The following is a 20284-nucleotide window of genomic DNA, read 5'->3' as shown; positions in this document are numbered from 1 at the left end:
ACGGCACGGCGCTCGTTCTCCACGGGGGAGCGACCGCCGTGCCGTGCTCAGCACCTCAGGGGTGAGGCGTCAGGCGCGGCGCCATTTCTGGGCCGCGGTGCCGTTGCACGTCCAGATCTGGAGCTTGGTGCCGTCGGCGCTGTTGCTGCTCGGCACGTCGACGCACTTGTTCGCCAGCACCGACACGAGGTCGCCCGCGCCGCTGAGCACGAACTTCTGGGCCGCGTTGCCGCTGCAGTTCGCGAGCTGGAGCGCCGTGCCGTCGGCCGTGGCCGCCCACGCGACGTCCATGCACTTGCCGCCCGCGCGGACGGTGCCGTCGGCCTCGAACGTCCAGCGCTGCGCGCTCGACCCGTTGCACGTCCACAGCTGGAGGCGCTTGCCGTCGCTGAAGTCGGACCCGGGGACGTCGATGCACTTGCCCGCGAGCCCCACGAGCGCGCTGCCCGACCCGCCGCCCGTGGTCACGAGCGACAGCCCGTAGGCCGACAGGATCGGGTTGACGGGCTGGTAGATGAACTTGCCGCCGTTCGAGCAGTCGTTGATGCGGCCCGACGTGACGCCCTGCGCCTGGTTGCCGGAGATCACCGACCCGCCCGAGTCGCCGCCCTCCGCGCACGCGCTGCCGCGCACGAGGCCGGGAACGTCGCCGTTGCCGTAGTTGACGGTGATGTTCTTCTGCTCGATGACGCCGCAGCGCCAGCCGGTCGTGGCGCCCGAGCGGCACACCGACGCACCCACGGGCGCCTCGGCCGAGCCGGCGACGTCGACGGTGCCGCCCGCGTAGTTGTTCACCCGGGGGACGGGGGAGAACCCGGCGTCGACGCGCACCCACGCGTAGTCGTGGCCGGGGAACGACGCCGCCTGGACCGTCCCCATGCGCGCCCAGCTCGCGGTGAGCACCTCCTTGCCCGCCGCGCCGCAGTGCCCCGCCGTGACGAAGCCGCCCTGGACGGCGAAGCCGATCGAGCAGGCCGAGCCCGACGACGCGCCCGGGTCCCGGGTGATGTAGCGGTCGCCGCCGCGCACGTCGGCCGTGAGCTCGTACGGCGCCGGGAGGATCTCGGTGCGCACCGCGGCGGCGTCGACCCCGGACGCGGCGACGAACGCCTGCGCCGCCGCGGGGTCGAGCGACTCGACGACCACCTCGTTCGTGGTGACGTCGACGTACCAGGCCTGGACGGCGTCGGGGGTGGTGGTCGCGTCGAGCCGGGCCGCGACGTCGTCGAGCTCGGCCAGGCCGTGCTCCACGACGAGGGCCGTCGCACCGGCCGCCTCGACGTCGGCGACGGCCGCCGGGTCGGTCACGGCGACGACGGGGGCGCCCGCCTCGGCGTCGACCCACGTGCCGGCGTATGCCGTCCCGAGCCCGTCGCTGAGCGCGCGCTCGACGGTGGCCGTCGCGGCGTCGAGCGCGAGCCGGTCGGCGACGCCCGCGGCATCGAGCCCCAGGTCGCGCTCGAGGGCGCGGAGCTGCCCCTCCGACAGGTCGTCGGGGGCGGGGGCGGCGGGGCTCGCGGTCGTCGGTGACGGGGTCGGGCTCGGTGCGGACCGGGGCGCGCCCACGGGACCGAGATCGCCCGCGTGCGCGGTCGTCGCGAGGCCTACGCTTGCGACGACCACCCCCACTCCGGCCGCTAGCGCTGTCAGGCGATGGTGCATCGTGCGGTGGTGCATCGTTGCCTCCTCCGTGCGGATGGGGCCTGCCGCCGTCGGCGGGCCGGGACAGCAGCGCACGCGCCCCCGCAGGAGTCGCTCCGGTGCGGCCCCCTGACGGCGGGAGAGCGCTCCCACGGCCGTCCTGGGAGGCACAGTAGCGACTTTTCGTCCCTACGTCGCGCGCTCCTGGACCGGTGGGCGACCTCGCCGGGGCCGGTGCGAGACTAGGGGCCGTGACGCACCCACCCCTGGACCCCGGCTCGGCTCTCTCGCTCGGCGAGGCCGACGCCCTCGACACGGCCGCGCTCGACCTGCCCGGCTGGACGCACGCGTACTCCGGCAAGGTGCGCGACCTGTACACGCCGGACCTGCCGGCCGTCGGGGGCGTGCACCCCCTGGGCGACGTCGTCCTCGTCGTCGCGAGCGACCGGGTGAGCGCCTACGACCACGTGCTGTCGCCCGGTATCCCCGACAAGGGCGTCGTGCTCACGCAGCTCAGCCTGTGGTGGTTCGAGCAGCTCGCCGACCTCGTGCCGAACCACGTCGTCTCGACCGCCGTCTCGGCGGTGCCGGGCGACGGCCTCGTGCCGGACGTCGTCGCCGGGCGCGCGATGATCTGCCGCCGCCTCGACATGTTCCCGGTCGAGTGCGTGGCGCGCGGGTACCTGACGGGCTCCGGCCTCGTGGAGTACCGCGCGGGCGGCGAGGTCTGCGGCGTGCCGCTGCCCGACGGCCTCGTCGACGGGTCGCGCCTGCCCGAGCCGATCTTCACGCCGGCGACGAAGGCTGCCGTGGGCGAGCACGACGAGAACGTCTCGTTCGACGTCGTGGTCGAGCAGATCGGCCTCGACGACGCCACGCGCCTGCGCGACCTCACGCTCGCCGTGTACGCGCGCGCCGAGGAGATCGCGCGCGATCGCGGCGTGATCCTCGCGGACACCAAGCTCGAGTTCGGCGTGGACCCGGCGACGGGGGAGACGGTGCTCGGCGACGAGGTGCTCACGCCCGACTCGTCGCGCTTCTGGCCCGCGGACCAGTGGGAGCCGGGCCGCGCGCAGCCGAGCTTCGACAAGCAGTTCGTGCGCGACTGGCTCACGTCGCCCGCGTCGGGCTGGGACCGCGCCGCGGACACCCCGCCGCCGTCGATCCCGGCCGACGTCGTCGCGCGCACCCGCGCGCGGTACCTCGAGGCGTACGAGCGGCTCACCGGATCGACGCTCGCCTGAGGCCTGAGGCCTGACGCCTGAGGCCTGACGCCTGACGCCTGACGCCTGGCTCCTGACGCCTGACGCCTGGCTCCTGACGCCTCTCTCCTGACGCCTCACGCGGTCCGGAGGGTGCCGGGTCGGAGGTAGGTGTGCCCGCTCGGCGCGGTCCACCGTACCGACCCGTCGGCGAGCAGCGCCGGGCGCCAGCCGTCGCGTGCGCGGACGACCCGGTGGTGGCGGCACAGGGCGACGAGGTTGTCGGCCCCGTGCGCGGACTCCGCGTCGTCGTCCATTCCGGTGCCTGTGCCTGTGCCTGTGCCCGTGCCTGTGACCGGCCGCGGGGCGACGACGTGGTCGAGGTCGCAGCGGAACGCCGGTACGCGGCAGCCCGGGAAGACGCACGTCCCGTCGCGCGCGAGGACGCGCGCCACGGTGGCCGGCGCGGGCCGTGAACGGCCGCGGTCGATCGTCGGGACGGTTGCTGCCGGTGCGTCCATGGGGAGCCTCCGTGCGTCGTCGGGCGAGGTGTCGTGCGAGGGCGGGGAAGGGGCAGGACCCCGCCCTCGCACCGTGCCCGAGCGTGCGTCTCGAACACGTGTTCGAGCCTAGCCCCACCCTCCGACACGCGCCGAGGGATTGCGCGCATAGGTCGTCGGGCGATATATATCGACCATGGTCTCCTCAGCCCCGTTCCGCATGACGGAGCAGGCGTACCTCGTGCTCCTCGCCCTCAGCGGGGAGCCGCTCCACGGCTACGCCGTCATCCGGTCGGTGCGCGAGCTCTCCGACGGACGCACCCGCCTCGGCGCGGGCACCCTCTACGGGAACCTCGACCGCCTCGTCGCGGCCCGTCTCGTCGAGCCGACGGGCGAGGAGGTCGTCGACGGCCGGCTGCGTCGCTACTACCGCGCGACCGACGACGGGCGCCGCGCCGCCCGCGCCGAGACCCTGCGCCTCGCCGAGCTCGCGGAGCGCGCGCGCCGGTCGCTCTCCCGCGGTACCGGTCGGGGTGCCGCCGACGGTCTCGCCGGGAGCGGCGCGTGACCGGGCGGCGGGCCGCCGCCGACGGCGCGCAGCCCGGTCGCCCTGCCCGCGGGGCGCGCGGCGCCGACCGGTACGAGCGGTCCGCGCGGTTCTGGCTGCGCGCCTACCCCCGGCGCTGGCGCGACCTGCACGGGGACGAGGCGCTCGCCGTCCTGCTCGACCTGGCGCCCGAGCCGGACGACGGCGCCGCTCCCCGCGGCATCGGCGCCCGCGAGGCGTGGGGCCTCGTCCGCGCGGGGTGGGCGCTGCGGTGGCGCGAGCACCCGCCGCTCGGGCGCTGGCTGCTCTACCGGTGGTTCGACCTGCGGCTCCCCGCGCGGTACTGGTGGTGGGTCGCCGACGACATCCACGGGGCGCTCTACCCCTGGCGCAGGGCTGTCGCGGCCGCGTCGCTCGTCACGGGGACCCAGCTGGTCGTCTCGGCCATGATGGTGTTCCTCGGGGTGATCTCGTCAGGGGCTGAGTACGTGTGGCGGCTCCCCTTCACCTGGTGGTACTGGCCGCTGGTCCTGGTGTGCGCAATCGGGTCCGCCATGCTCTTCGCGCGGTCGAACGTCGACCGGGCCTGGCGCAAGCACGTGCTCGACGGCAACATCCCGGTCGACACCCCGGACCGGCGCCGCACCGCGGGCGGTTGAGCCCGCCCGCTCACCGTGCGGACGCCCGACCGGGCGGGTGCGCGCGCCCGCTAGACTGAGCGCGGAATCCCGCCGTCGGCTCCCGCTCGTCCCGTCCCCCCGGGCGTCCTCGACGCCCGTGACGTGGCCGGGATCCCGGAGCCCCGGCCCTCCCAACACTCTCGCCAAGGAGCCCCCGTGGGACGCGTCGTCGTCGAGGTCATGCCCAAGCCCGAGATCCTGGACCCGCAGGGCAAGGCCGTCGTCGGGGCGCTGCCGCGCCTCGGCTTCACCCAGTTCACGTCCGTCCGCCAGGGCAAGCGGTTCGAGCTCGAGGTCGAAGGCCCGGTGACGCCGGAGGTCCTCGCCGCCGCCGAGGAGGCCGCGGTGAAGCTTCTGTCGAACCCCGTCATCGAGGACGTCGTGCGCGTCGCCGACATCGAGACGGACGCCGCCGCGACGATCACGTCGCAGGGTCTCGCCTGATGACCGCCTCGGCTCTCGCGACGGCCACGGTCGGCGTCGTCACCTTCCCCGGCACGCTCGACGACCGCGACGCCGCGCGCGCGGTGCGCCTCGCGGGCGGCGAGGCCGTGTCGCTCTGGCACGCCGACGCCGACCTCCACGGCGTGGACGCGGTCGTCCTGCCCGGCGGCTTCTCCTACGGCGACTACCTGCGCGCGGGCGCGATCAGCCGCTTCGCGCCGGTCATGGAGTCGATCGTGGACGCCGCGAAGGGCGGCATGCCCGTGCTCGGCATCTGCAACGGCTTCCAGATCCTCACCGAGGCGCACCTGCTCCCGGGGTCGATGGTCAAGAACGACCACCTGCACTTCGTGTGCCGCGAGCAGGTCCTCGTGGTCGAGAACGCCGACACCGCCTGGACGCGCGACTACACGGCCGGCCAGCGCATCACGATCCCGCTGAAGAACCAGGACGGGCAGTTCGTCGCCGACGAGCGGACGCTCGACGAGCTCGAGGCCGAGGGCCGCGTCGTCTTCCGCTACGACGGCTGGAACCCGAACGGGTCGCGCCGCGGCATCGCGGGCATCTCGAACGCGGCGGGCAACGTCGTCGGCCTCATGCCCCACCCGGAGCACGCCGTCGAGCCCGGCTTCGGCCCGGCCGCCGAGGCCGGCCCGCGCGCCGGCACCGACGGCCTCGGGTTCTTCACGTCCGTCCTGGGCGCGCTCGTCCGCGCGTGACGCTCCCGCGCGTCCTGCCCGACGCCGTCGGGCGCCCCGGGGCCGGGGTCGTCACCGTGGCGACGGTGCCGGCGGACGACGCCGCGGCCGAGCGGCTGCGGTCGCGGCAGCAGGCGGAGCTCGCGGTGCGCTACGGCGAGCCCGACGCCGGCACGTTCGCCCCCGAGGCGGCGCTCGCGAACGTCGTGGTCCGGGAGGACGGCGAACCGGTCGCCTTCGTCGCGCTGCGCGACGTCTCCGGTACGCCGGACGGACGCGGCGGCACGCACCCCGCGCGGACCGGCGAGGTGAAGCGCCTGTACGTCGAGCCCGCCCACCGGGGCCGCGGGCACGCGCGCACCGCGATGCGTGCGCTGCACGAGCGCGCGGTCGCCGCGGGCCTCGACCGGCTCGTGCTGGAGACGGGCACGCTCCAGCCGGAGTCCATCGACCTCTACCTCGCGCTCGGGTACGTGCCGATCGAGTCGTACGGCCACTACGCCGGGCAGCCACTCTCGCGCTGCTTCGCGCTCGACCTGCGCGTGTCGCCCGCCGCTGCGCCGGATGCCGCCGGAGCGGGGACCGCCGCGCCGGATGCCACCGGACCACGGGGCGCTGCGCCGGACGGCGCGGGGTCGGGGTCCGGCGCCGCGGCGGGCGGCCCGGTCGTCGGGGGAGCCGCGGTCGAGCTCCGAGCCGTCCCGTGGGACGACCCCGACGCGGCCGCGCTGCGCCGCGAGATGCACGAGACGTCGTCCGCCGTCCTGTACCCGGAACTCTTCGGCAGCCTCGACTCCGCCGGAGGCTTCGAGGGCGTGGACGCGCGCCTGGGAGCGGACGTCGTGGTCACCCTCGTGGCGTACCGGGACGGCGAGGCCCTCGGATGCGCGTCGCTGCGACGGCCCGAGCCCGGCGCGCCGCAGGACGCGCTCGAGGCGAAGAAGGTGTTCGTGCGGGAGAGCGCGCGCCGCACGGGGACCGCGCGTCGGCTCCTCGACGGGCTGGAGACGGCGGCACGTGAGCGCGCGGTCTCCACGCTCCTGCTCGAGACGGGCATCCGCCAGCCCGGCGCTATCGCGCTCTACCGCTCGTTCGGCTTCCGTGCCGTCGCGCACTTCCCGCCCTACGACGGCGACAACCACGTCGCGCTGTGCTTCGCCAAGCCGCTGACCTGAGGCGATACCCGCCGTGCCGCATATGACCGCGCTGTCCGGTTCCGCTAGGGTGGACCGGTGATCCCCCTCGCGTCCGGCGCCCACTCCGTGGCCTCCGTCGTCCTCGAGCTGCTCGGGTGGGTCTCCGCAGCCGTGACGCGGGTGCCCGGAAGGATCGGTGCGCTCGCGGCGGAAGTGCGGGAGACCGCGGCGGGCTGGGGCCTCCCGGTCGGCGAGGTCACCGACCTCTACGCCGACTTCCCCGTCCGCCTCGCGCTCGCCGTCGGCGCCGTCGCGCTGGTGTGCGCGGTGGTCGCCCTCGTCCACGGCCTGCGGCAGCGGCCCGGCGCCGCGGGCACCGAGGGCGACACCGGGCGCGTCACCGAGAGCTGAGCAGCGGCGCGACCTCGCGCCCGAGGAAGCGCACGAACGCCTCGACGTCGGGCTCGTCCGCAGTGGGCTGGACCGCCACGGCCGTCGCGCCCGCCTCCGCGAGAGCCAGGACGCCCGCCGCGACCGCGTGGGCGTCACCTGCGGCGCCGATGCCCCGACCGGGCTCCGCGCCCCACACCGGCAGCTCGCGGTCGACCCGTGCCTGCGCGTCCGGCCCCGTCGCGGCGATGAGCGTCGCGTGGACGTCGAACCCGGGGCCCGCGCCGCCCTCCCGCGCGACCGACGCTGCGCCCCGCACGTCCTCGAGGGTCAGCGCGTTCGTGAGGATGAGACCGTCGCCGAGCTCGCCGGCCAGCGCGAGCGTCCGCGGCCCGGACCCGCCCAGCCACAGAGGGATCGGCTCCGTGGGCGGCCAGTCGAGCCGGACGGCGTCGAGCGTGACGTACCGGCCGTCCGTCGTGACCTCCTCGCCCGCGAGCAGGCTCCGCAGCGCCGTCGCGTGCTCGCGCAGGAGCGTCAGCGGCGACGCGACGCGCACCCCCGCCTGCCCCATCCACTCCTGGACGCCGTGCCCGACGCCCGCGACGAGGCGACCGGGGAACATCCGCGCGAGCGTCGCGACCTCCATCGCCGTGATCGCCGTGCTGCGCAGCGGGGCGGGCATGAGCCCGATGCCGACGCGCACGCGCTCGGTCCACGCCAGGGCAGCGGCCGCCGAGGCGAGGCCGGACTGCTTGAAGCAGTCCTCCCACACCCAGAGGTCGTCGAGGCCGGCGTCCTCCGCCGTCGTCGCGAGCCGCCGCAGGCTCTCCGGTGCGTGGGTGGGCACGAACGCGATACCGAGCCGTGGTGTCGTCATCCCGTCATCGTGCACCGTGGCACCGACAGTCAGCCGTCGCCGCTCGGGGTGCCGGGGCTGTCGTCGGCCGCGTCCGCTCCGATGTCGGCGATCGTGCCGGTGCCGGTGCCGGTGCCGGTGCCGGTGCCGGTGCCGGCGGCCGGTGCCCGCGTCGGTGTCTGGGCCGGCGAGGAACGCGAGCTGCGCGGCGACGGACTGCCGGGCGGCTCCTCGCACCGTGGGGTCGACGTCGGCGTAGACCCGCGTGACCACCTCGTCGACCGCGCCCGGCGCGTCCGGGGCCAGGCCGAGCGCCGTCAGCGCGGCCCGCACCTGGGCGAGACGCTCGTGACGGTGCTCCCGGTACGCGCGCACGCGCGCCGCGAGGTCGTCGACGACCGGTCCGTGGCCGGGGAGGCCGGTCAGCAGGCCTGGACCGCCCGCCACGGCCTCGATCGCGTCGAGGCTCGCGAGGTAGGCGCCGAGCGACCCGTCGGGCGCCGCGATCACCGTCGTCCCCGCCCCGAGCACCGTGTCCCCGGTGAGGACCGTCGTGCCCGACGGCGTCCGTGCGCCCTCGGGCACCGCGGTCCCGGAGCCCGCGGTGCCGAAGCCCGCGGTACCGGAGCCCGCCGGGCCCGGGTGCGCCGTGCGGCGGGCGCGCTCGTCGGTCGAGGCGACCTGGCCGTCGTCGGGCAGGACGAGACAGACCGAGTCGGCGGTGTGGCCGGGCGTGGCGAGGACCACGAGCCGCAGGCCCGCGGCCTCGATCACCTCGCCGTCGCGCAGCGGCGCGCCGCCGTGGCAGTGGTCCGGGTCGGCGGCCCGCACCGGGGCGCCGGTGCGCGCGCGCAGCCCGGGGGACCCGGCCGTGTGGTCGGCGTGGCGGTGAGTCACGAGCACGAGCTCGACCGGCCCGGCGGCGGCGAGCGCGTCGAGGTGGGCCGCGTCGTCGGGCCCCGGGTCCACGACGACGCACGACGCCGAGCCCGGCGCGCGCAGCACGTACGAGCGCGTGCCGTCGAGCGTCATGGGGCCGGGGTTGTCGGCGCGCAGGACGGCGGCGAGGCGCGTGACGGGCGTCGGGGCGCTCATGTCACGCGCGGTGCCGCAGGACCGCCGGGCGGCCCTCGTCGTCCCACTGGGCGAACCGCGCGTCGATCAGCGGCGCGACGAGCTCGTACGTCTCCCACGTGTCCGGGACGCGGTACACGTCCTCGGGCTCCCCGTCGCCGGGGCTCACGGCGTCCACGTAGTCCTCGAGGTAGAGGCCGCCGTCGCCCTCGTCCTCGTCGTCGCCCGCGTAGTAGGCGTTCGCGAACGCCGTGCCGATGTCGTCGAGGTCGTGGTCGACGAGCTTGCCGTCGCACGACTCGTGCACGAACGCGCCCGGCGTGACGGTGCGCTCGCGCAGCGCCGCGAGCTCGTCCTCGGAGTCCTCCTCGAGCTCCGGGGACGCGTGCCCCGCGAGCACCGCCCACGCGAGGAACATGCCGATGTGCGTCGCCCCCGCCTCGGGACCGGCCTCGGGCGGGTAGCCCTCGCCGCCGGAGTGCCAGGACGCGTCGTCGTACTTCGTGGTCATGCGCGCGACGCTACCGCCTCCCACCGACGCCGCAGCGTCCCCGCCACCGCGCCGACGCCGACCACGACGTCGCTCCGCGTCGAGCACGACCTTGCTGTCGTGACGGGCGCCCTGGCGACAGCGACGTCGTGCTCGGCGGGGAGGGTCAGGCGGCGAGCTCTCCCGCGAGGAGCTCGAGCGTGCTCGCGCGGCCCGGCGTCGCGTCGAGCGCCTCGTCCGCACGGGACGCGGCGACGGGCACGACCATGACCTCGTCCACGCCGTGCCGCTCGGCGAGCCGACGGACCTCCGCCGCCGCGGCGTCGGGCGTCCCGACGGCCCAGCGGCGCAGGCTGTCCTGGACCATCTCCCCGGCCGCACCGTCGAGCGGCGCGGCCTGCGCCTCCTCGACGGTCTCGAGCGCGGTGAGCGCCTGCCCGGTGCGCAGGCGCGCCATCATGCGGGCCTGGGGGAGTGCCCGGGCGCGCGCCTCGTCATCGGTCTCCGCGACGACGGCGTTGAGGGTGAGGAACGTGCGGGGCTCGGGGAACGCCTCGCTCGGGCGGTAGCCCTCGCGGTACAGGGCGAGGATCTCGTCGATGCCCTGGCCCGAGAAGTGGTTCGCGAACACGTACGGCAGGCCGAGCTCGGCCGCGAGGCGCGCGGAGTAGTCGCTCGACCCGAGCAGCCAGACCGTCGGGGTACCGTCCGCGGCGGGCGTCGCGTGCACGTCGTAGACCTGCCCGCTCGTGAGGCGCAGCGTCGCGCCCTGCGGGCTCATGAGCGCGAGGATGTCCGTGACGTGCTGGGGGAAGCGGTCGACGTCGGCCGTCGGGCCGGTGATGCGCAGGAGCTGCGTGACGACCGGGTCCGAGCCGGGGGCGCGGCCGAGGCCCAGGTCGACCCGCCCCGGCGCGATCGCCTCGAGCGCCGCGAACTGCTCGGCCACGACGAGCGGCGCGTGGTTGGGCAGCATGACGCCGCCGGAGCCGACGCGGATCCGGTCCGTCACCGACGCCGCCGCGGCGATCATCACGGGCGGGGTCGAGGCCGCGACCGCGGGCATGTTGTGGTGCTCGGCGAACCAGTAGCGCTCGAAGCCGAGCCGGTCGGCGAGGCGGACCAGGTCGAGCGACGCTCGCACCGCCTGGGTGCTGGACTGGCCCGAGCGGACGGGCACGAGGTCGAGGACGGACAGGCGGGGGGTCTGGGTGCTCACCCTGGTGCCAACCGGCCACCCTCGTGCCTCATTCCCCGGGGCGACCGCGCACGCCTGCCAGGATGGTCGCCATGGACGTCCCCTCGATGATCATGGGCGCCGCCGTCGCGTCCGTCGCCTGGATCGTGCTCGTGCCCTGGGGCCGCCTCAAGGAGCTGCGCGAGCGGGATCAGGCGGAGCGCACCGAGGACTGACCGCCGGGCAGCGGAGTCCGCAGCCCGCTCGCCCGGTGGACCGGGCTCGTCACCGCGGTGCGCACGGCGTCCTCGGAGCCGACGACGCGCACGAACGACTGCGCGCGCGTCACCGCCGTGTACAGCAGCTCGCGCGTGAGCAGCGGCGAGGTCGCGGGCGGCAGGACGAGTGTGACCCGGTCGAACTGGCTGCCCTGGGCGCGGTGGACCGTCATGGCGTGCACGGTCTCCACGGGCGGCAGCCGGTGCGTGCGCACGCGCAGCGGCGCGCGCGGGTCCCCGAACACGGCGACGACCCCGCCCGAGGGCTCCGCGACGAGCACGCCGGTGTCGCCGTTGTAGAGGCCGACCTCGGCGTCGTTCGTCGTGACGAGCAGGGGCCGCCCGGCGACCCACGGGGAGTCGGTCGCGTGGTGGCCGGTCGCCTCCTCGACCCACGCCTCGACCTGCGCCGCCCACCGGCCGCGCCCCGCGGGCCCGCGCCGGTGCGCCACCATGACGCGGTGCCGCGCGAGCGCGTCGAGCGCGGCGGCCGCGTCCCCGGCGCGCGCGGCCTCGACGAGCAGGGTCCCCGCAGCGACGGCGTCCGCGCGGACCGCGGCCAGCACCGCGTCGTCGGGCTCGTCGTCGGGCGTCTCGAGGAACTCCACGGACCCGTGCCCCGCGCGCAGCAGGGCGAGCGTCGCCTCCGCGTCCTCGGCCCGGATCGCGGCGGCGAGCGGCAGGATCTCCGAGTCGCGGTCCTGACGGTGGACGGTGCGCAGCCGGACGACGCCGTTGCCGAGCACCGCCCGGTCGTCGACCTCGCCGTCGGCGGGCGGCGGCGCGTCGGCCAGCGCGGTCTCGGCCGCCGCGAGCACGACCGGTGCGGTGGCCGGGGGCGTGACGGGCTCGCGGTGCACGAGGTCGCCGAGCACGGCACCGGCCTCCACCGAGGCGAGCTGGTCCGGGTCCCCGACGAGCACGAGCCGCGCGTCCGGCCGCAGCGCCTCGAGCAGCCGCGCCATGAGCGGCAGCGCGACCATCGACGTCTCGTCGACGACGACGACGTCGTGCGGCAGGTGGTGGTGCGCGTCATGACGGAACCGGGTGCTGCTGCCCGGCCGGTACCCGAGCAGGCGGTGCAGCGTCGTCGCGACGGGAGTCCCGACGCGCGCGCGGTCGGCGGCGTCCCCGAACCCGGCGACGACCTCGCGCACCGCCTCCTGGAGCCGTGCGGCCGCCTTCCCGGTCGGGGCGGCGAGCGCGACGCGCAGCGCCGTGCCCTGGTCGGCCGGGGCGGTCGCCTCCGCGCGCGACGGAGCGGGCACCACCGCGGCCGCGGGACGGGCAGCGTCGTGCGGGACGGCGTCGTGCAGGACGGCGAGCAGCCGCGCGACCGTCGTCGTCTTGCCCGTGCCGGGGCCACCCGTGAGCACGGTGAGCCGGCGCGTGGCGGCGTGCGCGGCGGCGAGCCGCTGGCGCGTGTCCTCCGCCGCGGGGAAGAGGCGGGCCAGCGCGGCGTCGAGACGGTCGGCGTCCACCGGCAGGTCGGGCGCCGCGAGCCGGCCGTCGACGTCGTGCCGGACCGCGAGCTCGTCGCGCCAGTAGCGGTCGAGGTACAGCGCGCCCCCGACCCAGCGCGCGGGGCGGTCGGGCGGGCCGTCGACCCCGACGGCGACGAGCGGGCTGCGCGCGACGGCGTCGGCCCACGCGGTGCGGTCCGGCCACGGCAGGTCGGCGGCGTCGGTCCGGGCGGCCTCCTCGTCCTCGGGCAGCGCCAGGGAGCCGAGGTCGTCGAGGCGCACGCACACGGAGCCGCTGCGCACGGCACGGACGGCGAGCGCGACGGCGAGCAGCACCTGGTCGTCGTGCTCGCCCGTGAGCCGGCCGAGCCGCAGCGCGACGCGCACGTCGGCGGCCGAGACCACGCGCGCGACGTTGAACGGCGCCAGGCCCGCCGGCACGCCGACGGCGAGCCGCGGGTCGCCCTCGTCGACCGCGTCGCCCGCAGGAGGAGCGGGGGGCCGGAGCGCCGACCCGGGAGTGGTCGTGGTCATGCGCGACCTCCGTCGAGCAGGGCGGACAGGGCGACGACGAGCCCGGGCGGCGGGCTCCATGCGACGACGCCGTACGGGGTGCCGTCGGGGCCGCGGGGCGTGTCCGGGCCGGCCATGCCGCGCACGAAGAGGTACGCCCCGCCCGCGAGGTCGCGGTCCGGGTCGTAGTCGCGCACGCGCCACCGCAGGTAGCGGTGGAGCGCGACGAGGTAGAGCACGAGCTGCAGCGGGTAGTGCGAGGCGAGCATCGCGTCGCGCATGGCGTCGGGGTGGTAGTCGCCTACGGCGAGCGGGACCCCGGGCGGCCCCACGCGGTTCGTCTTGTAGTCGACGACGAGGTACCGGCGGCGGCCGCCCGGATCCCTGCCCGGAGCGCCGTCGGGACCCGGGGCGGGCACGCGCAGCACGGCGTCGATCGAGCCCGTGAGGTAGCCGCGCAGCGGGACGCCGCCGGTGCCCGTGCTGGTCTCGGACTCGTCGGCCAGCGCCGCGAGCAGGTCGGGGTAGCGCGCGAACGCGTCGTCGGCGGGCAGGTGCGCCCGCAGGACGTCCGCGAGGTCGCGCAGCGTCGCGGGGCGCACGCCCTCCGTCTCGTCGCCCCCGGCGAGCGGGAGCTCGAACTCGAGCTCGGGCAGCCGGTCGCGCGGGTCGACGTCGGCGAGCGTGAGCCCGCCCGCGATCGGGCCGAGCGGCGTGCGCAGCGACAGGCCGAGCGCCGTCGCGAGCGCGACGGGCTCGACGCCCGGCACACGCACCGTCGCCGCCTGTGCGCAGCGGGCGCGCACCTCGGCGTCGAGGTCGTCGGCCGCGGTGTCGACGTACTCGAGGATCTCGTGCACGAGCGTGCCGAACGCGGTGCCGCCCGGCTGCCCCTCGTACGGGGACGGCACGTCCGCGCCGGGGCGCGGGGTCGAGGCCGGGGCCGAGGGCGCGGCGGTGTCGTCGTCGGTGGTCTCCTCGGGCTCGTCCTGCACGCCCGGGTCCTCGGGCTCGCTCTCGATCCCGCCGACCGGGCCGTGGTGCGCGGCCGCGGTCAGGGCCGAGTACGACGCCCGACGCCAGTCGCGGTCCGGGAGGTGGGCAGCGGTCGCGAGCGCGAGGTCCGTGCCCGACCGGGTGCCGGGCGACCAGCGCTCGCCCTTCGGCCGCGCGTCGACCTGCTCGACGACGACCGTCCCGCCCGACCGCGCCGCGACGGCCTCGAACGCGGACCGGACGGCGTCGTCGCGCATCGCGTCGGGCCGCGCGTGGCGCCCGGGCTCGCCGCCGAGCATCCGGTCGGCGAGCAGGAGGCGGGTGAGCGGTCCCGATCCCGTGCTGCGCTTCGTGGGGGTCCAGTGCACGACCACCTGGTGCCGAGCTCGGGTGAGCGCCACGTACAGCAGGCGCAGGTCCTCGCCCAGCTCCTCGTCGCGCCAGCGCGCCTTGGCGTCCACGAACCCGGGGGAGCCGACCCCGCCGAGGTGCAGCACGCGCTGCCCGTGGTCGTCGTGGAACGCGAACAGCTCCTGGTCGTCGGGCTCGAACCGCTCCCACCCGAACGGGACGTAGACGACGCCGAACTCAAGGCCCTTCGCGGCGTGCACGGTGACGACCTGAACGGCGGCGGCGTCGGTCTCGAGACGGCGGGTGCGCTCGTCGGTGAAGACCGTCCCGACCTCCGCGATCCGGGTCCGGAGCCAGGCCGTGAGCGCGGCCGTGCCGAGCCCCTCGGTCGTCGCGGCCTCGTGCAGCGCCTGCGTGACGTGGCGCAGGTCGGTGAGGTAGCGCTCGCCGTCGGCGCGCGCCATGACGCGTGCCGTCGCCCCCCGCCGTGCGGCGACCTCCGCGACCGCGGCCACGCCCCGGTCGGCGAGCAGGTGCGCCCAGGCCCGGACCGTGTCGCCGAGCTCGTCGTGGTCCGCGTCGTCCGCCGTCGCGAGGCGCTGCGCGTCCCAGCCGACGAACGGGGTGAGGGCGAGCGCCGTCGCGCGCCGGTGGAGGCCCGGCTGCTCCAGCGCCGCGAGGAGCGTGAGCCAGTCCTGCGCCGCGGCCGACCCGAACACGCTCGACGGCCCGGACACGACCGCCGGAACGCCCAGCGCGACGAGCGCCGAGCGCACCGCCTCGGCCTGCGCGTTCGTGCGCGTCAGCACGGCGACGTCGCGCGGCTCGAGCGGGCGCCAGCGCGCCGCGTCGCCCGCCGCCCCGCCGGTGTCGTCGCGCACGCGGTCGCCCCCGCCGGACGCGGTGCCGAGGCGGCTCGCGACGTCGGCCGCGACGTCCTTCGCGAGCAGGCCGCGCGCGTCCGGGGCCGACGGCGCCGACGAGGCGCCCAGCCGGTAGGCGCGACGCGTCACCTGCCGCAGCCGCACCGGCGCGCCGCCGGAGAACCGTGCCTCGGGGTGTGCCGCGTCGACCGGGCGCACGACGATGCGCGGGTCGCCGAGCGCTGTCTCGCCGAGCAGCGCGTGCAGGCCCGCGAGGAGCGGGCCGTCGCTGCGCCAGCTCGTGCTGAGCGTCGCGGTGTCCGTCGCGTCCTCGACGGCCTGCAGGTACGTCACGACGTCCGCGCCGCGGAACGCGTAGATCGCCTGCTTGGGGTCCCCGATGAGGACGAGCGCGCTGCTCTCGTCGGGCCGCCCGTGGAACGCGGTGCGCAGGATCGCCCACTGCTCGGGGTCCGTGTCCTGGAACTCGTCCACCATGACGACGCGGAACCTCGACCGGACGCGCTGCGTCGCCGTCGCACCGTGCTCCGGGTCGGTGAGGGCGCGGCGCAGCAGGACGAGGAGGTCGTCGTAGTCGAGCAGGTGCATCGCGCGCTTGCGCGCCTCCACCTCGCGGCGGGCGGCGACGGCGACCTCGTACCGCGCCGCGGCCACCGAGCCCTCGGCCGCGTCCGACGGCGCGACCACCGCCCCGTGGTCGCTCACCGCCGCGCGGGCGACCGCGCGCACGTCGCGCGGCGAGAGGATCGGCTCGCTCTGGTCGGCGAACCGCCGCACGTACAGGTCGTCCGTGACCTCCTCGACGAGGTCGGCCACGTCGGGCAGGAAGCTCGTCGCGAGGTCGACGTCGGCCGCCGTCCCGAGCGCGGTGAGCATCTGCTGGCAGAACCCGTGCGTCGTCGTGATGGTCGCGGCGTCGAGCTGGGACAGCGCGACGCGCAGGCGCTCGCGACGGCGGGCGAGCTCGTCGGCGTCGACCGCGGCGAGGAACGCGACGAGCTCGTCGGTGCTGTGCGCCGGGTCGGGGCCGCGCAGCGCGCGCTCGGTCGCGACGAGGCGCTCGCGCACGCGGTCGCGCAGCTCCGACGTCGCGGCCCGGCCGAACGTCACGAGCATGATCTGGGGCAGCGCCGCCACGCCCTCGGCGACGTAGCGCGTCGTGAGGGTCGCGATGGTGTGCGTCTTGCCCGTGCCAGCGCTCGCCTCGAGCACGACCGTCCCGCGCGGCAGGTCGCCGAACGGGTCGAAGCGCCGCGGGCTCCCCGCGACGGGTCCGGGCGCCGCGGGTCCGGACGCCGGGGCGGGCGTGGCGGGTGCGGACGTCGGGCCGCTCATCGCGCACCTCGCAGCTCGTGCTCCAGCAGGGGGTCCCACACGCGGCGCGCGAGCGCGCCGAGGCGGGTCGGGTCGTCGGGGAAGCGGCCCAGGTCGGCGGTCGTCGCGTGGCCCGCGAGGTCGGGGAGCGCGGGGTCCTGGCCCCACGCGAGCACGACGTACGGGTCCTTGCGCTCGAAGCCCTTGTTCCACGCCCACCCGGCGCGCATCAGGGCGTCGCGCGCGTCGGTGGTGCGCCGCTCCTCGGCGTAGCGGAGCGCGACCTCGGGCAGCAGCGGCAGGGGCTCGCGGGCGGCCTCGTCGCGCAGGGCCACGAGGTCGGCCAGCACGGCGGCCGCCGTGTCGCGGTCGGGCGGCGTGAGCGTCGACCACGCGACCCCCGGGCCGCGGGGGGACCGGCCGATCGCGACGGCGTCCCACGGGCGGTCCGGGTCGCTCACGCGCAGCGCGAGCGCCTGCACCCAGGCGCGCAGCCGGTGCTTCGGCCCGAGCCGCGAGTACTCCGTGCGCACCACGCGCGCGCCGTGCACGCCTGGCACGCTGCCGACGAGCGTGCCGCCGTCCGGGAGAGTGGCCCGCACGTCGACCGTCTCGGCGGAGCTCAGCACGTCCTGGCTCACGGGACGACCGGCCGCGACGTCGGCCTCGCGCGCGGCCTCGACGGCCGCGACCCGGAGCGGCCCCACGGCCCGGACGACCTCCTGGAGCGCCGACCGGCCGAGCTCGCGCGGCGGGACCTGGCCGCGCCGCCACTCGGCCTGCATCGCGCGGTTCGGGTCGACGCCCGCGAGCGCGGCCCGCAGCACGCGGTCGCCCACGCCCCAGCCCGCGAGCCCCGTGAGGGAGAGGGGCAGCCGGTCCTCGACGTCCTCCTCCTCCAGCACGAGACCCACGTCGAGCGTGTGCTGCGCGAACCAGCGGGGCGCGTTCTCGAGCAGGCGGACCAGGTCGTCGAGCTCGACGTCGGCGCGGCCCCCGGCTGCCGTGGGCGACCCCGGTTCTTCCACGGAGCCGACGGCGGCACCGGTCGGCAGCGAGAGCGGTGCGCCGACGAGCGCCCCGACCGGCTCACGCTTCTCGCGCGCCTGGCGGGCCCCGGCGAACGCGGCGTCGTCGTGGCTGAACGGTCCGTGGACGCCGAGCGCGCCCGGCGTGAAGTTCCGCTCGTCGACCGTCTGGAGCGGGTGCTGCACGACGACGTGCTCGCGCGCGGGGCGCCCGTCGGCCGTGGTGGCCACCCGGTCCAGCGCGTCGAGCAGCTCCGCCACGGGGACCGCGGGCGGGCGCGGCGCCCCGGTGCGCTCGTCGGCACCCGTGTGCACGACGACGAGGTGGTCGCCCGCCGCGGCGACGGCGTCGAGGAAGATCTGCCGGTCCTCGCTGCGCGCGTCGCGCTCGCCGATCTCGGGGTGCCGGGCGAGCAGGTCGTCGCCCGCGGGCGCGGCGGTGCGGGGGAAAACGCCGTCGTCGAGCCCGAGGAGGCACACGACTCGGTGCGGCACCGAGCGCATCGGCTCGAGCGAGCACACGGTGAGCGCGCCCGTGCGGAACCCGGCGCGCGTGGGGCGCCCGGCCAGGCGGTCGTCGAGCAGCGCCCGCACGTCCGCGAGCCGCAGCGCGACGCCGCCGTGCGCGGCACCCGCCGCCCGGACGTCGCCCAGCACGCGGCGCGCGGAGCCGATCTGCCACGCCTCCGTCGGCGGCGCCTCCGCCAGGAGCGTGAGCGCGCGGTCGAGGGTGTCGAGCCAGTGCGCGAGCGGGTGCACGCCGTCGAGGCCGCGCAGGATCTCCGTGAGCCGCGCGACGAGCTCCGCGAGCCGGCCCGCGAGGTCCACGTCCGTCGAGCCGACGTCGTCCAGCGGGAGCGCGGGCCCGACGAACCGGGCGTCCTCGTCGGCCATCGCGGCGCCGAGCAGGATGCGGTCGAGCGCCGCGTCCCACGTGCCCTGCCGCACGTGCCCGTCGATCCCGAAGCGGGCACGCCGCTCGCCGTCCTCGCCCCAGTGCACACCCGCCTCGACGGCCCACTGCCGCAGGCGGTCGACGTCGTCGTCGGAGAAGCGGAACCGGCGGCGGACCGGGCCGCTCGCCGCGAGGTCGAGCACCTCGGACGCCGTGACGCGGCCGTCCGCGAGGCGCAGCAGCGTGGCGAGCAGCGCGAGCACGGGGTTGGTCGTCCCGGCGCCGCGGTCCGCGAGGCTGACCCGCAGCCGCTGGCCCGGGTGGGCGTCGTCCCCGAGCTCGGGGACGGCGCCGAAGGTCGCGGTGACGAGCGGCGCGAACGTCTCGACGTCGGGGCAGAGCACGATGACGTCGCGCGCCTGGAGCGTCGGGTCGGCGGAGAACAGGCCGACGAGCGTCTCGCGCAGCACCTCGACCTGCCGGGCCCGGCCGTGGCACGCGAGCACCTGCACGGAGCGGTCCGTCGGGTCCAGCACGTGGGCGCCGTCCGGTTCGTCGGCCCGCAGCGCGGACTGCAGCGCGCCGAGCAGGGTCGGTGGCGGGGGCGCGGCCGCGTGGTGGGTCTCGCGCGCCTCGCCCGCGGCGAGCCGCAGCTGCAGCTCGACCGTGTCCCGGCCGGTGGACGCGAGGAACGGGTGGCGCGCGAACGTCGGCAGGTCGGCGCGACGCCGGACGGGCGCGCCCGCGCGGTCCACGCCCGGGCTCGCGTCGCCCGTGGAGGGGTCGCCGGCGGACGCGGCGACCGTCGCCCACAGCGCCGGCGAGGGGTGCACGAGCCACAGGTGGACGTCGCGGTGCTCGGCGAGCGCGCGCAGGACCCGGAGCTCGTCCTCGGGCAGCCGCGTGGGCCCGAACACGGACAGCCGCGGCGGCAGGTCGACGGCCGCCGGTTCCGCACGCAGCGCCGCGACCGCCTCCGTCACGCGCCGCGCCGGGTCTGTCGCCGGGACGCGCTCCACCAGGCGGCGCCACAGCTCGGGCTGCCACGCGAGGTCGTCCGGCGCGACGGCGGTCCCCGCGACCGGGGCCGACCACGCGAGCACGACCTCGGGCCGCTGGCGGGCGTAGTCGACCAGGAGGTCCGCGAGCCGTCGCGCGAGCGTGAGCCGCCGGCCCCGCCGCACCTCGTCGCCCGGGTCGCCGACGTAGCGCGCGAGCGGCGCCGTCCACGGTTCGGCGAGGTGCGCGTCGAGCACCTCGAGCACCGACCACGCGAGCCGCTCGGGCCGCCACGGGTCGTCGTCGGGGTCGAGGTCCGTGAGGTCGGCCACGACCTGCTCGACGAGCCGCCGCGGGCCCCGGAAGTCCACGTTCGCGCAGATCCCCGCCGTCTCGCCCGCGCCGAGGTGGTGCGAGAGCCGCTGCGCGAGCCACCGCTCCACCCCGCGCGTCGGGACCGCCACGACGTCCGGTGTGAACGGGTCCGCCGGGACCTCCGCGAGCACGGCGGCGAGCGGCGCCACGAGCGCCTCGGCACGCTCGGAGCGGTGCACGTGCAGCAAGAGGACCCCTGTCGGTGGTGGTGGCGTGATCATGTGCCCGGCCCGTGGCCGTGCGCTACGAGGAATCTACGAGGTGCGACCCACACCGTCGAACCGCCGCCCACAGGCGGCCCGGGCACTACGGTGTCCGCACCGCACGCGCGCGGAGGCCGCGGCGGAACC

Annotated in this window: 15 protein-coding genes and 2 pseudogenes; 8 read left to right on the top strand and 9 right to left on the bottom strand. The window is 76.9% G+C overall.

Annotated elements, in window-relative coordinates:
* Positions 1-69 precede the first annotated feature (69 nt).
* Entirely contained in the window at positions 70-1566 is a 1497-nt protein-coding gene (locus B9L22_RS03885; protein WP_233139712.1) for a ricin-type beta-trefoil lectin domain protein, read from the bottom strand.
* 341 nt (positions 1567-1907) lie between these two features.
* On the opposite strand from B9L22_RS03885, the gene B9L22_RS03880 reads away from it, so the two are divergent.
* Complete coding sequence (locus B9L22_RS03880; RefSeq protein WP_086149659.1) at positions 1908-2885, top strand: phosphoribosylaminoimidazolesuccinocarboxamide synthase; 978 nt, start codon at positions 1908-1910, stop codon at positions 2883-2885.
* Positions 2886-2980: 95 nt separating this feature from the next.
* Here the strand turns inward: B9L22_RS03880 and B9L22_RS19570 are convergent, their stop codons facing one another.
* Positions 2981-3160 carry a hypothetical protein gene (locus B9L22_RS19570; protein ID WP_143317058.1) on the bottom strand — a complete coding sequence of 60 codons (180 nt, stop codon included), beginning with the start codon at positions 3158-3160 and terminating at the stop codon, positions 2981-2983.
* A 379-nt stretch (positions 3161-3539) separates the two neighbouring features.
* Here B9L22_RS19570 and B9L22_RS03870 point away from each other — a divergent pair, with 379 nt between their 5' ends.
* The 6 genes from B9L22_RS03870 (at position 3540) to B9L22_RS03845 (ending at position 7259) form a co-directional block, all read left to right on the top strand.
* On the top strand, positions 3540-3911 hold the full coding sequence (locus B9L22_RS03870) for a PadR family transcriptional regulator (RefSeq protein WP_233139711.1): 372 nt from the start codon (positions 3540-3542) through the stop codon (positions 3909-3911).
* Entirely contained in the window at positions 3908-4549 is a 642-nt protein-coding gene (locus B9L22_RS03865) for a hypothetical protein (RefSeq protein ID WP_086149266.1), read from the top strand. Before B9L22_RS03870 ends, B9L22_RS03865 begins: the two co-directional genes overlap by 4 nt.
* Before the next feature lie 177 nt (positions 4550-4726).
* A complete protein-coding gene (purS, locus tag B9L22_RS03860) occupies positions 4727-5014 on the top strand; it encodes a phosphoribosylformylglycinamidine synthase subunit PurS (protein WP_021483374.1) in 288 nt (95 codons plus the stop codon).
* Positions 5014-5733: a phosphoribosylformylglycinamidine synthase subunit PurQ gene (gene purQ / locus B9L22_RS03855; RefSeq protein ID WP_034654359.1), complete on the top strand. Its 720-nt coding sequence runs from the start codon at positions 5014-5016 to the stop codon at positions 5731-5733. The genes purS and purQ overlap by 1 nt, the downstream gene beginning before the upstream one ends.
* Positions 5730-6887, top strand: coding sequence for a GNAT family N-acetyltransferase (locus tag B9L22_RS03850; protein ID WP_233139710.1), 1158 nt, complete (start codon positions 5730-5732; stop codon positions 6885-6887). The genes purQ and B9L22_RS03850 overlap by 4 nt, the downstream gene beginning before the upstream one ends.
* 57 nt (positions 6888-6944) lie before the next feature.
* Positions 6945-7259 carry a hypothetical protein gene (locus B9L22_RS03845; protein ID WP_043658871.1) on the top strand — a complete coding sequence of 105 codons (315 nt, stop codon included), beginning with the start codon at positions 6945-6947 and terminating at the stop codon, positions 7257-7259.
* Here the strand turns inward: B9L22_RS03845 and B9L22_RS03840 are convergent.
* The 4 genes and pseudogenes from B9L22_RS03840 to B9L22_RS03825 form a co-directional block, all read right to left on the bottom strand.
* Positions 7246-8067, bottom strand: a pseudogene (locus B9L22_RS03840) (LLM class flavin-dependent oxidoreductase); the annotation flags it as partial. The gene B9L22_RS03845 and the pseudogene B9L22_RS03840 sit on opposite strands and share 14 nt — an antisense overlap.
* 237 nt (positions 8068-8304) lie before the next feature.
* A pseudogene (locus B9L22_RS03835) lies at positions 8305-9192 on the bottom strand (MBL fold metallo-hydrolase); the annotation flags it as partial.
* Between the two features lies 1 nt (position 9193).
* On the bottom strand, positions 9194-9682 hold the full coding sequence (locus B9L22_RS03830) for a hypothetical protein (protein WP_086149265.1): 489 nt from the start codon (positions 9680-9682) through the stop codon (positions 9194-9196).
* 145 nt (positions 9683-9827) lie between these two features.
* Complete coding sequence (locus B9L22_RS03825) at positions 9828-10880, bottom strand: LLM class flavin-dependent oxidoreductase (protein WP_086149264.1); 1053 nt, start codon at positions 10878-10880, stop codon at positions 9828-9830.
* Positions 10881-10951: 71 nt separating this feature from the next.
* Between B9L22_RS03825 and B9L22_RS20610 the strand changes: the two genes are divergently transcribed.
* Positions 10952-11074 (top strand): hypothetical protein, encoded by a 123-nt coding sequence (locus B9L22_RS20610; protein WP_021483523.1) that lies wholly within the window; start codon positions 10952-10954, stop codon positions 11072-11074.
* On the opposite strand, the gene recD is transcribed toward B9L22_RS20610, so the two are convergent.
* The 3 genes from recD to recC are packed head-to-tail and all read right to left on the bottom strand — an operon-like array spanning position 11050 to position 20113.
* Complete coding sequence (gene recD / locus B9L22_RS03820) at positions 11050-13113, bottom strand: exodeoxyribonuclease V subunit alpha (RefSeq protein ID WP_086149263.1); 2064 nt, start codon at positions 13111-13113, stop codon at positions 11050-11052. The genes B9L22_RS20610 and recD overlap by 25 nt on opposite strands.
* Complete coding sequence (locus B9L22_RS03815; protein ID WP_086149262.1) at positions 13110-16658, bottom strand: UvrD-helicase domain-containing protein; 3549 nt, start codon at positions 16656-16658, stop codon at positions 13110-13112. Before B9L22_RS03815 ends, recD begins: the two co-directional genes overlap by 4 nt.
* Positions 16655-20113, bottom strand: coding sequence for an exodeoxyribonuclease V subunit gamma (gene recC, locus B9L22_RS03810; RefSeq protein WP_233139807.1), 3459 nt, complete (start codon positions 20111-20113; stop codon positions 16655-16657). The genes B9L22_RS03815 and recC overlap by 4 nt, the downstream gene beginning before the upstream one ends.
* Between the last annotated feature and the right edge of the window lie 171 nt (positions 20114-20284).

The organism is Cellulosimicrobium sp. KWT-B (genome assembly GCF_002127155.1).
GTDB lineage: Bacteria > Actinomycetota > Actinomycetes > Actinomycetales > Cellulomonadaceae > Cellulosimicrobium > Cellulosimicrobium funkei.
This window is presented reverse-complemented; position numbering and strand designations above follow the sequence as displayed.

Bases quoted from the DNA above. Each gene is read 5' to 3' on its own strand.
- B9L22_RS19570 (WP_143317058.1), bottom strand. From the start codon at position 3,160: ATGGACGACGACGCGGAGTCCGCGCACGGGGCCGACAACCTCGTCGCC.
- purQ (WP_034654359.1), top strand. From the start codon at position 5,014: ATGACCGCCTCGGCTCTCGCGACGGCCACGGTCGGCGTCGTCACCTTC.
- B9L22_RS20610 (WP_021483523.1), top strand. From the start codon at position 10,952: ATGGACGTCCCCTCGATGATCATGGGCGCCGCCGTCGCGTCCGTCGCC.
- recD (WP_086149263.1), bottom strand. From the start codon at position 13,113: ATGACCACGACCACTCCCGGGTCGGCGCTCCGGCCCCCCGCTCCTCCT.
- B9L22_RS03815 (WP_086149262.1), bottom strand. From the start codon at position 16,658: ATGAGCGGCCCGACGTCCGCACCCGCCACGCCCGCCCCGGCGTCCGGA.
- B9L22_RS03870 (WP_233139711.1), top strand. From the start codon at position 3,540: ATGGTCTCCTCAGCCCCGTTCCGCATGACGGAGCAGGCGTACCTCGTG.
- B9L22_RS03830 (WP_086149265.1), bottom strand. From the start codon at position 9,682: ATGACCACGAAGTACGACGACGCGTCCTGGCACTCCGGCGGCGAGGGC.